The 14,589-nt window shown below is 33.7% G+C and carries 9 protein-coding genes; 3 read left to right on the top strand and 6 right to left on the bottom strand.

The window, feature by feature from the left end; all coding sequences use genetic code 11:
* The first annotated feature begins 111 nt into the window (after positions 1-111).
* Together DR871_RS05470 and DR871_RS05465 are read left to right on the top strand one after the other, a co-directional pair.
* Positions 112-1,716 (top strand): L,D-transpeptidase family protein, encoded by a 1,605-nt coding sequence (locus DR871_RS05470; protein WP_113664498.1) that lies wholly within the window; start codon positions 112-114, stop codon positions 1,714-1,716.
* 263 nt (positions 1,717-1,979) lie between these two features.
* Positions 1,980-4,025, top strand: coding sequence for a M13 family metallopeptidase (locus DR871_RS05465; protein WP_113664499.1), 2,046 nt, complete (start codon positions 1,980-1,982; stop codon positions 4,023-4,025).
* 93 nt (positions 4,026-4,118) lie between these two features.
* On the opposite strand, the gene DR871_RS05460 is transcribed toward DR871_RS05465, so the two are convergent.
* Together DR871_RS05460 and DR871_RS05455 are read right to left on the bottom strand one after the other, a co-directional pair.
* On the bottom strand, positions 4,119-4,625 hold the full coding sequence (locus DR871_RS05460) for a nuclear transport factor 2 family protein (RefSeq protein WP_113665430.1): 507 nt from the start codon (positions 4,623-4,625) through the stop codon (positions 4,119-4,121).
* A 4-nt stretch (positions 4,626-4,629) separates the two neighbouring features.
* Positions 4,630-7,092, bottom strand: coding sequence for an AsmA family protein (locus DR871_RS05455; protein WP_113664500.1), 2,463 nt, complete (start codon positions 7,090-7,092; stop codon positions 4,630-4,632).
* A gap of 604 nt (positions 7,093-7,696) precedes the next feature.
* Between DR871_RS05455 and DR871_RS05450 the strand changes: the two genes are divergently transcribed.
* Complete coding sequence (locus DR871_RS05450; RefSeq protein WP_113664501.1) at positions 7,697-9,280, top strand: L,D-transpeptidase family protein; 1,584 nt, start codon at positions 7,697-7,699, stop codon at positions 9,278-9,280.
* Between the two features lie 189 nt (positions 9,281-9,469).
* Here the strand turns inward: DR871_RS05450 and DR871_RS05445 are convergent, their stop codons facing one another.
* The 4 genes from DR871_RS05445 to DR871_RS05430 form a co-directional block, all read right to left on the bottom strand.
* Positions 9,470-10,297 (bottom strand): BRO-N domain-containing protein, encoded by an 828-nt coding sequence (locus DR871_RS05445; RefSeq protein ID WP_113664502.1) that lies wholly within the window; start codon positions 10,295-10,297, stop codon positions 9,470-9,472.
* Positions 10,298-10,489: 192 nt separating this feature from the next.
* Complete coding sequence (locus tag DR871_RS05440; protein ID WP_091255890.1) at positions 10,490-10,804, bottom strand: HPF/RaiA family ribosome-associated protein; 315 nt, start codon at positions 10,802-10,804, stop codon at positions 10,490-10,492.
* Positions 10,805-10,943: 139 nt separating this feature from the next.
* Positions 10,944-14,084 (bottom strand): DEAD/DEAH box helicase, encoded by a 3,141-nt coding sequence (locus DR871_RS05435; protein WP_113664503.1) that lies wholly within the window; start codon positions 14,082-14,084, stop codon positions 10,944-10,946.
* Positions 14,081-14,476, bottom strand: coding sequence for a (deoxy)nucleoside triphosphate pyrophosphohydrolase (locus DR871_RS05430; RefSeq protein ID WP_242497073.1), 396 nt, complete (start codon positions 14,474-14,476; stop codon positions 14,081-14,083). Before DR871_RS05430 ends, DR871_RS05435 begins: the two co-directional genes overlap by 4 nt.
* Positions 14,477-14,589: the final 113 nt, after the last annotated feature.

Raw genomic sequence — 14,589 nt, 5'->3', positions numbered from 1 at the left:
AAAAATAACAGCCAAAGTAATGACTTTTGTACTATTTCCATTCTTAACATTCCTGTTAATGCGCTTTTAGCACACAAAATATTACTGTACCTTTATATAAATAAACTTGCTATGAAAAACTTCGTTTTATCTATTGCGGTATTATTATTTAGCTTCTCATTGGTTTACGCGCACCGCAACAAATCAAAAACGGGTATTGAATTGTTTTTTGCAAAAACACTTCCCACCCACAAAACTAAAAACTCTTTTGTCAAGATTGACAGCACAATTATTTACAGATTTTTCAAAACACATCCAAAATTAAAAAAATACAAATCAGATGTTATTGCATTATACAGAAAACGAAACCACAATGCTATTTGGCACGACCACGAAGGACTTATCGAGTTTGCCAATTTGCTGTACTCTAAAGTAAATTTATTGGAAGAAGAAGGCTTAAAATCACGCTTAGCTTATAAAGACAAGATTGACGTGATTTTTAGTGACGCATCTGCCAATAATTTGACCCAAACTGACGCAGAACTACTTTTGTCCTCCATGTACGTGTTTTATGCTAAAAAAGTATATGACGGAATTGATTCCGAAAAAGTGAAAGAAATGGGATGGTTTTTACCTCGAAAAAAACTGTCGTACGAGAATCTATTGGATTCGTTATTAGTAGATCCTCAAATATTAGATAAAAATGAGGAACAGCTGTTTAGTCAATATTACAAATTGCGGGATGTTTTAAAGAGATACCGCCAAATAGAAAAAAACGGAGACTGGAATCCCATAGCAATCGATTCTTTGGATAAAACATACAAACCAAGTGATAGCGCATCAACCATTGGAAAAATCAGACAGCGTCTTGCCATAACCGGAGATTTAAAAGCCGATTCAAAAAGTAATGTGTACGATTCGGAATTGATGGCTGGAATAGTGAATTACAAAAAAAGAAATGGCTTCAATATCGATTATCTGATTGCCTCTAAGCATATTCAACGCATGAATATTCCCATCGAAAAACACATTAAAACCATAATAGCCAACATGGAACGCTGTAGATGGATTGACCCAGCGTTGACAAAAACCGAAGAATACATCATTATAAACATCCCTTCTTATCGGTTTTTCTTTAAAAAAAATGGCCAAAACGAATTGGAATCCAAAGTTTTTGTAGGCAAAAACATGACAGAAACTGTTGTTCTTAGCAGCAGTATTAGCAAAATAGTATTTAGCCCCTACTGGAACATCCCAAAAAGTATCATTGAAAACGAAATAAAAGATGCGATGGCTCTGGATGAAAATTATCTAGCCAAAAATAATATAGAATGGAACAAAGGCAATGCAAGGCAAAAACCCGGACCTAAAAACTCTTTGGGACTGATTAAATTTGTGTTTCCAAATTCAGAAGACATCTATTTACACGATACACCATCTAAAGATTTATTTCAATACGAGTACCGAGCGTATAGCCACGGCTGTATCAACTTAGAAAAAGCAAAAGAATTGGCACTGTTACTTTTAAAAGACGATCCAGATTGGCCTATCGAACGCATCAATGAAGCAATGAAAGGAGAAAAGGAAACGGTGTGCATCCTGAAAAAGAAAATTCCAATACACATTGGGTATTTTACGGCTTGGGTAAATGATTCCGGAGAAATAAGCTTTTATAACGATATCTATTTAAGAGACGACCGTCTAGCCGAACTACTATTCGCCGATGATTCTAAATAAATTTATAACTCAGACCGCCTCGTTTTACCATACTATTTTACTTCCATAGAAATGCACATTACAAGTCACTTATACCTTCTATAAAGTGCCAATGCTGTAGTGTTTTAACATTTATCTATTTCGTGTAAAAACTATATAAATCAGTAAAACCAATGGATGAAGTCACTTTATTAAAATTATTTTTATTTTAAGTATTTAATAATCAATTTATTATAAAAAAGTGACTTTTTTTTTAATTATATTTATGTCCTAAAATCCAACTTATGAAACCAAAATCTTATCCAATTAAAACACAACTCGTGTTGGTATCATCCATTTTATTGCTAGGTGCTTTTAACACTTCTGAAAAATCTGACCTGCTCCTTTCCGGGATTAACAAAGAAAACATGGACATATCTGCTAAACCAGGTGATAATTTTGACACCTATGTCAACGGAACCTGGAAAAAAAATACTAAAATACCAGATGATAAAGCCTCTTATGGTGCGGGCTATATGGTTTATGAAAAATCACAAGAAGACGTAAAAGCCATTATCGAAGCTTCTTCCAAAGGTGATTTTGCAGCCGGTTCTGATGAACAAAAAATCGGAGACTTTTATGAAGCCTACATGGACACTAAAATAAGAGATCAAAAAGGAATTGCACCCTTACTTCCGGAATACAAAAAAATTGATGCCATAACCAATTACACTGATTTAGCAGCTTATTTTGGGTATGCAAACACCTCAGGAAGCAACATTCCATTTTCCGTTTCGGTAATGGAAGATTTAAAAGATCCAACGCAATACATGCTTATTTCTTGGCAAGGTGGTTTAGGATTACCCGACAGAGAATATTACTCTCTAGAAGATGCCAAATCAAAGGAAATCCAAAAAAAATACGTAACCCATATCGAGAAGATGCTACAACTAGGCGGAATAGCTAATGCACCTGATTTATCTAAAAAAATCATGGCATTAGAAACTGTTTTGGCTGCGCAACACATGAAAAAAGAACAAACCCGTGACGTCGTAAAACTGTACAACAAATACGCTGTTACCGATTTGAGCCAACTCATGCCTGATTTTAATTGGGCGATCATGTTAAAGAACGCCGGAATCCTGAACCAAAAAAACATCGTCGTTGCCCAAGTTGATTATATCAAATCGCTCAACACAATCATAAAAACTACCCCTATAACCACTTGGAAAGCCTACCTTAAATGGAATGCTATTCATGGATCGGCGACATCATTGAACACCGCTTTAGATAAGGAAAATTTTGACTTTTATGGCAAAACACTTAACGGAATACAAGCACAACAACCATTATGGAGAAGAGGTGTTGACCGAGTAAACAATAGTCTTGGCGAAATCGTTGGGAAAGTCTATGTAAAGAAACATTTCTCTCCCGCAGCGAAAGAACAAGTTACTCTTTTAGTTAAAAACCTTCTTAAAGCTTACGGAGAAAGCATAAAAACTCTGGATTGGATGAGCCCAGAAACCAAAAAACAAGCCTTGGACAAACTCTCAAAATTCACTCCAAAAATTGGCTATCCTGACAAATGGAGAGATTATTCTAGCTTGAAAGTTGTAAAAGGCGACTTGTACGGAAACCAGCAAAAAGCCACCACTTTTGAATACAACAGACAAATTAATAAATTAGGAAAACCTGTTGACAGAACCGAATGGGGAATGACTCCACAAACCGTAAACGCCTATTACAATCCACCGCTTAATGAAATCGTATTTCCTGCAGCAATACTACAACCTCCTTTCTTTGATGTAAAAGTAGAAGGCGCAGCAAACTATGGCGGAATTGGAGCTGTAATTGGTCATGAAATAGGTCATGGTTTTGATGACCAAGGAAGCACCTTTGATGGTGACGGAGTGTTGCGCAATTGGTGGACACCTGAAGATTTAACCGCTTTTAAACAAAAAACAGGCGCATTAGTTGCGCAGTACAACATGTTCAAAGTATTTCCAGATCTCAATGTGAATGGCGAATTTACCCAAGGGGAAAATATAGGAGATTTAGGAGGATTATCCATTGCACTAAAAGCGTACAAAATGAGCTTAGAGGGAAAAGCATCGCCGGTTTTAGATGGTTTCACTGGCGAACAGCGCGTTTTATTAGGCTGGGGACAATGTTGGTTAAATAAAACTCGTGACGAAGCTTTGCGAAATCAAATCGCTACCGATCCACATTCGCCTGCAAAATTCAGAGTTAATGGTGTCGTGAGAAATATTCCTGAGTTTTATACCGCTTTCAACATACAACCTACCGATTCGTTGTATTTGGCTCCAGAGAAAAGAGTCAAAATCTGGTAATCATAGAATTTACAGTTCATAAAAAACCTCTGCTAAAACAGAGGTTTTTTTATGCAAAAAGAAGCATTCTAGCAGAAATGCAAAATAAATTTATTATTTCGATTTTAAGGTTTTGATCATGGCCTCTTCCAAAGAAGCTTTAACTTTTATAACTTCATTCGAATTTTCATTTGGAATCGTCATTGATAGAACATAGTGTTGAATTTTCCATTGGTTTCCTATTTTTACCAAAACGCCAGAACCACGACAAATCTTCATTTGAGTATCCAATAATTCATCAAACCAAGCTGTTTTTCCGGTTTTATCAAAAAAAACATGGCGTTCCAGAACCGTAAAACTCCATGCTTTCCCTTTGTCGAAATGTGGTTTTGCATACACTTGAAAAGCTGTCTTATTCCAATTCTCTGAAGCATCGGTACCAATGAAAACGGCATCATCTGTCATTAAACTGAAATAATCGTTATAGTTAGCTTGCGATGCGGCTTTATGCCACGCATCGAGTGTAGCGTTGACACTTGTCTTCGAAAGTGTTTGTTGCTCCATGCTGCTTTTGCATCCGAACAAGCAAAAAATGATAAGAACTGCCAGTAGTTTTTTCATACAATTAAAGTTTTTCATGGTTTTTATTCCATCTGATTTTTATTTTTCCATCAACATCAACGGCCATTAAATGCAGTACGATTCCTTTCGTACGTTTTTCAGCTTTTTCCGCTTCATCGGTGATAAGTTCATCTTTTTTTGGATTTCTCAACGGAATAGTCATCGCTAAATTTGTACCTCTGTTAAACGAATAAACGCCATTTACATCTAAATTCAATACATTGGAACTCACTTTCAAATCATTTACATCAACTAAATCTCCATTGATTTTAAAATTTCCTGACAAATCACTAAAAACGATATGGTTCACATTTCTAAAAGGAAATGCGAACTTTCCTATATTTGTGATGGGTTTAAAATCGATTAAAGCGCCTTGAACAACCTTAAATTTAGCCGCACCGGAAAGAGAGTTCGTTTTTAATTCTCCGCCGGAAAGTAGTTTTCCTTTAAGCGCTGCCGAAGCTGTTAAAAACCCCTCTATGTTTTTAGGTTCAAAAGATTGAATCCCAAAATTATTCAAGCCTGCAAGGAATCGGCCAATGTTGACCCGGTTGATTTTCGCATTGGACTCTAGCAGAAAATGATCTCCATCAGGTACTAATTGCCCATCAAAAGCAATACTTCCGCCAACACTTTGAACCCAGCCATTTTTGACAATTAATGTATTGTTGAGTAACAAAATCGTTGCTTTCGCGTTCGTCGCCTCGAGTTTACTGTATACCATTTTGTCCGCTTTAACATGTAACGCCATTTGGCTCATTTCAATCACGGAATACAATTCATCTGAAAAATCATCTTTTTTATTCTTAGTTTTTGGAGCTTTTTTACTGGTACTTGTAAAAACACCTACAAACTGTTTCACATCCAGAAAGGGAGCATAAATATCCCAGTTCACAACCATTTTTTCAGGATTTTCGTAATACAACGTCAGGAAATTATCAATTTTTCCTTCCATAAAAACCATGTTCCTGCGGTCTTTAAAATTAATTTTTTTGATTAACAATGCTTGCTCCGTAAAATCAAGCTGAATGTCTGTTTTCACGAAAGTCAAATTCCGTGGACCATAATTTACAGTGGCATTTTTAACGGCTACACTTCCCGTGAATAAAGGTTTCTGTATTTTTAAGTGCACCACATCAAATTTGAAATCCAAATTCACTTTGGCCTGACCGTCAGAAAAATGCATCAAATCCGCATTGACTATCTCATTTAGTCGCGAAACGGCAAAGTCCGATTTAAAACTTCCTGACGCAGTGGTTTTCTCAAAATTGGAAATAATCCCTATTGGAATTGCAAATGGGATCGTTTTGTATTTCCCTGAAAAATCCGTTAAAGTAATAGTCGAGTTAATGTCGTTACAGCCTGCTCCTTTTTTATATTGGTTGGTGAATGTGGCACCAAAACTGCAGTCCGTAATGATTCCGTCCGGTATCGTGAGTTCGTTATTTTTAATTTTTGTCGTCACCACAATTTCAGGATCGCCAGTGACATTCATATCGCCAATAATTGTGCAACCTACATCAATCGGTTTTTTTAAATCAAACTGATTAATTTTAGTACTGATATTAGCACTCAATAAAGCGGAAGCATCGCGCCACAAAATCGTAGTTTTTATGGCAATATCAAAAGGAGACTTGTTTTTATCCAAACTAAAATGGGCGTTGATATCAAAAAACTCCTCTCCAATTCCGAAATTCTCCGTGGCAACACTAATTTGGTTTTTTGGTTCTGAAAAATCAACTTTCAAAACCCCTTCTACCATTCTATTTTGGATAAAACTTCCTCTTTTGGTATTGAAAGCCATACTTTTGGCAAGCGTTTTCAAATACAAATTCGTGTGCCAATTCTCGCTATCATGATCTATTTGGCTTCGCAGTGCCACGATATTAAAATCAAATAATTTATGTCCCATTTGATTTTCGGAAATAAAATGCACTTGATCTAGAACGACTTCTTTTACTTTAGAATCTGTGGAGCTTTTTGACTTTTTGCTTTTTGGCTTAGGCCTAAAAATATTCGTGTTTACAATTCCGTTTTTTCCTTTAAACAAATGCAAAGTAGCCTGCTGGATTTCTATTTTGTCGATGTTAATCTCATTAGAAAGCAATCCCAAAACATTGACGCGCACCTCAATTTGTTCCGCTTTGAGCAACGTTCGCTTGTGTAAAGACCACAAACTGTCCTTTAATTCTACTTGGCTTAACGCCAAAGTCATATTGGGAAAACCCTTAAAAAACTTGTAATCAATATCGCCAATATCGATTGTGCCGGTAATATTTTCGTTAATTTTCGCATTAATTTGCGTTACGATCTCAGCTTTATTATTCTTAAAATATACCGATAAAACCGCGGAAGCTATCACCAAAAAAGCCACAATTCCCAGAAGTAAAAAACCAATTCTTTTGATTATTTTCCGAAAATTTATGGTTTGAAAATAAGATTTTATGCGCTGCAAATATTGATTCATACGTATTCCTTTACTATTTTAAATAAAGGTAACTAAAAACATTCGGTTTAAGAATTAATAATCCAAAAACGGATTTCACACCCCCTTTGAGCGCCTGCTATGCCATTTTCATTTCTCGAATTTCAGACTGTTCAACCACATTTTAAAAATTAAATTCTGCGAAGTTCAATCTACTTTTTCATCTTGAAAAGTTCAATATTTTAAGATGTTCCATTGAGTAAAATCATATAAAAAGGGATAATTATTGGGTTTTATCGTTTGATTTTGCTTTTTTAAAAACGGTAATATGGTTCGGTTTTTTGTCTCTTTCGACAAAATGGAGTTGCAGGAACAATTTTACATCTTGCAGGACTATTTATTTCATAATTTTTGGTTTTCTAAAAACAAATTGAATCAAAAAAACCATCTCCAAAACAAAAATAAATTCATAAATCATTAATTTACAATTACTTAATTTGAATTCTAATTTCATACATATCCTTAAAGTAAAGATTGAGATGCGTTTTGTAAAAACTTATGCAGTCCAAGGCTGGTAGCACCTTACTGGATTTGATGTATTTTTGTAATGCCATAAATTCATTCAAGGCGAATTAAAAGTTAATCTATGAAAAAGTTACATTCCCCAATACTATTGGTTGTTTTTATACTGCTTTTTACTATTGTTTCCTGCAAAAAGAAAGATGGAAATACTGTGGCTGCCAATACTCAAACGAGTATAAATGCTATAGAAGTTGCGTTTGACAGCACGCAAATCAAAACTTTCTTCGGGAAATATCCAAAACTACAACCTTATCAAGGTGAAGTAGAACAATTGTACCGCAAGCATCAATTTCATTATATCTGGTTTGATAAGAATGGTCTTAATGAATTTGCTGGCTTGTTGTACAACAAGGTAAATAATTTGAGCAAGGAAGGAATTGAAACTGAGATTCCATACAAGGAAAAATTAGACGATATCTATAACAATCCGGACGACAATCAAAAAGCAAGTATTGAAACAGAGTTATTAAGTTCTGCGCTATACTTCTTTTACGCGGATAAAGTATACGACGGCATCAGCACTGAAAAATCTAAAGATCTAGAATGGTTTTTACCTCGAAAAAGACAATCTTATGTCAATTATTTAGATTCATTGTTGATCAACCCTTCGTTAATTCACAAAGAGGAAAAAGGCGTTTTGAAACAGTATTACCTGCTTAGAGATGTATTGCAGGAATACCGCAAAATAGAAAAGAAAGGCGGCTGGAAAACCATTGCGCTGGATCCAAATGTAAAATCGTATAAACCTGGCGACAGTGCCACTGCCATTGCCCAAATCAGAACCCGTCTTTTTATCACGGATGATATTTCCCGAGATTCTAAAAGTGCCGTGTATGATGATGAATTAGCTACCGGAATTTTGAAATTCAAAAAAAGAAGTGGCAATCTCCTGAACAAAACGATTCTGCCGGAACACATCAATTATATGAACGTTTCCGTTGCGGATCGCATCAAAACTGTTATGGTCAATATGGAACGTTGCCGATGGATTTCGAATGACATCACCAAATCCAAGGAATTAATCGTGGTGAATATTCCCGCGTATGAACTGACTTTTTTCAGAGATGGAAAACCCGAATTACGCTCTAAAGTTGTTGTGGGAAAAGCGATGCACAAAACCGTTATTTTTAGTGCGCCAATGAAGTACATCGTATTCAGACCGTATTGGAATGTGCCGACCAGTATCCTTAAGAAAGAAATTCTTCCTGCCATTGAAAAGAATCCAAATTACTTAGCCGAACACGACATGGAATGGAAAGACAGCAACGTAAGACAAAGACCCGGACCGGAAAATTCATTAGGATTAGTGAAGTTTTTATTCCCCAATTCGAATGCGATTTATTTGCATGATACGCCATCCAAAAGTTTATTTGGTAAGGAAGATCGCGCTTTTAGCCACGGTTGTATTCGTGTAGCCAAGCCAAAAGAACTTGCTGCCATAATCATGAAAAACGATAAAAAGTGGAATCCTGAAAAGATAGAAAGCGCAATGAACGGAGGGGAAGAATATTGGTACACGCTCAAAAACAAAATTCCGGTATACATTGGTTATTTCACTGCTTGGGTTGATGCGGACGGCGTGGTTCATTTCTATGAAGATGTTTACAAAAAAGACGAGGCATTAGCAACCTTATTGTTTGATAAGTAAAATTTATTCTATTTAAATAATCATAAAAACCGCAAATTCGCAAATTAAAATATGAAACACATATCTATAATTTGCGAATTTACGGTCAACATTATTAAAACGAAAAGCGAAATACACCAAAAAAATATCGTTTTAAAGTAAATTTGAGACGAACTTAAAACTAGTTGTTCATCCTGTTTATTGTTTGTGCTATTCTTTTAATTTATTCTTTTCCTCTTTTAAAACTTTAGCATTTTGTGGGCTAACAATTTTTTTACCTGTTTGCGCTTCAATTTGCTTTCTAGTATCGCCGGCAATTTCACCACCTTTACGGGCTATTTTTTTATTATCTGCAAAAGTTTTAGGATTGTTTTCTTTGCTAATTTCTGTTGTGGTTGCTTCTGCCAACATATTTAATACCAATTCTAAATTGGTCATATTATCTCTTAGGTTTTCTTTTTTTAAGCTTTTTAAATTCTTGTATTGTTTAACTGTATTCCCACTCCAAGCTTGGGTAATTATATCGGTAAGTGAAGCAAATTCTTGTCCTTTCTTAACACCTCTATTTTCCCATTCATCGGTGAGCTCTTTTCTAACTTCTATGCTTTTCAGCCGCTGATTAATCCATGCTGTGGAGTATCCTAATTTCAAATAATTTTCCATCGCACGATCAATCGCCTTTTCTGGGTCTTGACTTTCTTCTATTCTTTCATAGCCTATTTTGGCTAACCATTGTTTAAAAGGCTCTGCTTTTGGCGACGGAATGGATTGAATCAAACGGAATAGTTGCTCTGTATCCGCAACATCTGTTAAACGCATCTTACCATCAGGAGCTACCATTTTCAAACCGTTACAATTTGTAACGGTTTCATTTCCTTCAGCCAAAAGTCGTTTTTTTAAAACTCTCCAATACACTTGTGGATTATTACTATCTGTTAAAGCGGCAATAATATCTACAATCGAAAAAAACCATTTCTCTTGTTCGTTATCCCAAGAGGAACGAATTTTTTGGCTTTCAAATAATTTTATGTTTTCCATTACTTTATTCTATAAATTTCATTTTCTCAAATTGCTAGTTCTCAATGCCTTTCGATATTAAATTGAAAGTCCTAATTTACTGATAAAATTATTAAAACCACTATCCCAATTCTAAAGAATCTCAACCAAAAAAAAAAATGACACTATCTTATAAAGACAGTGTCATTTTTTTATTTGCCAAAAGGCAACTATTTAATAGGTCTTCTTTTTTTCGAAAGTTGTTTCCAACACTTTTTTGATTTTGTCTAAGGCACCGTGAAAGGCTTTCTCGGTTGTATCCGCATGATTGGTCACCGCTACAGGCTGCATGTTATTTGGTCTTGCTTCGATCAGGCATCGTTTGTCATTTACGCCACCTTTATCGCTGTTTTCGTCACCAAGATGCACTTCTAAACGGGTTATTTTATCTTCAAAACGTGCTAAAGTTGTTGCTATTTCATCCGCAATATACGCTTTCAAACGTGCGTGTCCTTCTACATTGTTGTCTGTGTTGATTTGTACTGTCATGTTTTTATATATTTAATGTTCTATTCCAAATTTACCGATTGCAGTATAAAAAACCGAACCAATTAATAAAACATTGGGAAAATAAAGCCACGGAAATGTTGAAGTGAAATGGGAATGGGTTAATTAATAATCAACTTAATTATCCAATTGACATTTTTGCAGATTCTTTCCAAAGATAATTTGGCATTGGCTCACTGAGTTCCCATTTAATACTCATTGGTTTTGAACCTTCGGTTTCTATAAAATTTGCTTCTCCAATAAAAACATAACCAAGAGTATTTCCGTTTATGTCATTTGATTTTTCTCGTACAAAGAGTAATATCTTTTTATTCAATTCACCATGATTTATATATGACAATCCTTTGCCTGTTTCAGGACCATAAGCGTTGTGTGATTGCCAATGAAATAAAGTTTCACTGATTGCATAATCATCATACATTGTTGTTGGAGAAAAATTTTCTTCTGATTTAATTAAATTAATAAAGAGAATTTCAGTATTTAACTTCTTATTTTCGGCCGCTCCTTCTCTATTTGAAGATTTTTTATGAAATGTAGATAACCCAAAAGCAACTAATATTTGATCTCTTGTATATCGTGCATGCAACTTTAATGGTTGTTCGTAAGGAAGTTTAATATCAATTTCTTTGAAACCAATTTTATCAATCAATATTTCTAGTACTTCAATGATTTCTTTTACAAGAGTTTTATTTTTCCCAATTTGTCTTATACTTTTTTCTAAAGAATCAAAGCCACCAACACTTTGCCAAACATCATAATGTAGCATTAACAGCATAGCTTTTCCATTCTCATCGAAATCATTAAAATTAATTTCAAATCCTTGCTTCGCTATTCTAAGAATAAAGTTAAAATAACTTGTTGAATTTGTAGAAAGCCATTTATTGCTTATTGCAGAATAAATTTGTTTTTCATTAATGTTCTCAAAATCTTCAATTACTCCGGCTCTTTGACATAATCTCGACCAACTATCTTTTTTGTAAATCGTTTCAATTGAAATATGATTTAATTCAATAAAATTATTTAATGTTAGAGGCAGACTAGTTTGATGTTGAAAATTTCTAATTTTAGTTATCAGTTGATTTACATTCAATGATGTTGCTTTTCGAATGTTTTCAAGAATAGTTTCTTTCGTCTTTTTCTCTAAAACTATAGAGCATCCCAATGGTAAATGTGGAAAATCATCTTCAATTTCTTTTTGAACCGAAGTTGTTGTTTTTCCAATTAACGCTCTAAACTTACTTTCAAAATCATATTCAGGTCTTGAATTCCCGACAAAATCTAGAACTGTCAAACAATCTTTTCCTTCTGACAAACGTAATCCACGTCCTAATTGTTGAAGAAAAACCGTCAAACTTTCTGTTGGCCTTAAAAACAAAACTGTATCAATTTCAGGAATATCTACACCTTCATTAAAAATATCAACAACAAATAAATAATTGAATTCTTTTTTCTTGAATTGTTCTCTAATTCTATCTCGCTCATTAGAATTTTTAGCCGTTAAACATTCTGCTTTTAATCCTGCTAAATTAAATTTTTCAGTCATAAAAGTTGCATGTTCAATTGTCACACAAAATCCAATTGCTCGAACATCATTTATATCATTTGTATACTTATCAAGATTGCGAATTATCTCTCCAACTCGAATATTGTTCTTAGTATATAAGCTCGTTAATTCACTTGCTACATACTTCCCTTTCTCCCATTTTACATTAGTTAAGTCTATACTATCAGTAATACCGAAATATTGAAAAGGACTTAATAATTTTTTATTTAATGCTTCTGGAAGTCTAATTTCAGCAGCTATACGATTACAGAAATCTTCTAATATGTTTTCATTATCCATTCTTTCAGGAGTTGCTGTCAATCCTAAAAGCACTTTTGGTTTGAAATAATTTATTATTGGTCTATAAGTTGATGCCGAAATATGATGCACTTCATCAACAATAATAAAGTCATAATATTCGGGAGTTAGAGTAATATCTTTTAATCTATTATTTAAAGTTTGAACCGAAGCAAAAACATATTCATTTGAACTTGGTTCCATTCCATCAACCCATAAATCTCCAAAATTATTATCTTTTAAAACTCCTTGAAATGTGGCTTTTGCTTGTTGTAAAATTTCTTTTCTATGAGCCACAAAAAGTAGCTTCGATGATTTATTATTACTTCTAAAATTTTTATAATCAAATGCAGAAATAACTGTTTTTCCAGTTCCTGTAGCGGCAACTATAAGATTCCTATATCTATTATGAACCGTTCTTTCAACTTCTAATTTTTCAAGTATTTCATTTTGATAATGAAACGGTTTAATGTCAAAATACGATGTTGTAAAAGTATATTCTTTTGAAAACTTCCCTTGCTTTAAAGCTTCGACTAATTTTACAGAATGAATATTTTGATCATATAATTCAAATTCTGAATTTTGCCAGTATGCCTCAAATGTTTTCTTGAATTTATCAATTATATGCCCCACTTCTTTAGTCGTCACTTTTAGATTCCACTCTAAACCATCGGTTAAAGCAGAACGGGAAAAATTAGAAGAGCCGATATATGCTGTGTGAAAACCAGTATTTCTTTGAAACAAATAGGCTTTTGCATGCAATCTTTCATTACCTGTATTGTAGGAAACTTTTACTTCCGTATTTTCTAAAGAAGCTAAAAACTCCACTGCTTTAGCATCTGTAGCTCCAACATAAGTAGTTGTAATTACTCTTAATTTTCCTCCACGACTCGTAAACTCTCTAAGTTCACGTTCTAAAATTCTAATTCCTTTCCATTTAATAAAAGAAACTAATAAATCAATTCTGTCTGAAGATAGAATCTCTTTTCTCAATTCGCTTTCGAGAGTTGTCCCTGAATTTCCACCTGTAAAAAGTTCACTGTGAATCAATCTTGTGTAAGGAGTAATTTCTTTTAAATGCAAATCCAAATCAGTGAAATGAGCATCCACTTTTGTAAAAACAGCTTTTAGAATTTTACCTTCGGTTTCTATTAAATCATCCTCAAACTCTTCTTTTTTTAATTCTTCTTTCAGAAATAAAATAATTTTATTAGCAATCTCAATTTGTGTCTCTACAACATCATCTCCCTTAATTAAAGTAAAAGCATGTTTAATTGTTTTACCGATATGTTGAGATAGTAATTGAGCAGCTTCGGCTTTATCTATTGAAGTTTTCTTAACCTGAAAAGTATCTTTATCTAATTCGTTTATTTTATAGTTTATTAGCTTAGTAACTAATTCCTCATACAGTCCTTGGTTCATAATTCGAGTTTTAAAAATTCTTCAACGATTGGTAAATCTGCTTCTGCCCAATCAAGATTTAATAGTTCTACTTTTTCTAATAACTTGTAATCTTTATGCTCTGCCAATATAATTTCACCAAGTATATGTTTCGCTATAAAAGGAATTAAATTAATTTTAAAATTTCCATAATCATAAATGCTATTTGACAATTTTCTTAGAACTTCAATTTCAATATTTATCTCTTCTTTTATTTCTCTTTTAATACAATCTATTTCACTTTCATTTTCTTCTAGCTTCCCTCCTGGAAATTCCCATTTTAATGGTAATTTCATTTTTTCGCTACGTTGAGTAACTAAAATTTTATTTTCAATCACAATGATAGCACAAGCGACGTTTATAATGTTTGACATTTTATGAATAATTAAAAGGAGTAATATTTAATTTGTACGAAAGATAGTCTGTTTTATATCAATATTAAAAGACTAAGTGACAAAAAAAACGCTACTCTTTCGAATAGCGTTTT

Origin of the sequence: Flavobacterium petrolei, assembly GCF_003314435.2 — a bacterium.
GTDB classification, from domain to species: domain Bacteria; phylum Bacteroidota; class Bacteroidia; order Flavobacteriales; family Flavobacteriaceae; genus Flavobacterium; species Flavobacterium petrolei.
The sequence above is the reverse complement of the archived record's forward strand: the minus strand, read 5'-3'. Positions and strand labels throughout refer to the sequence as shown.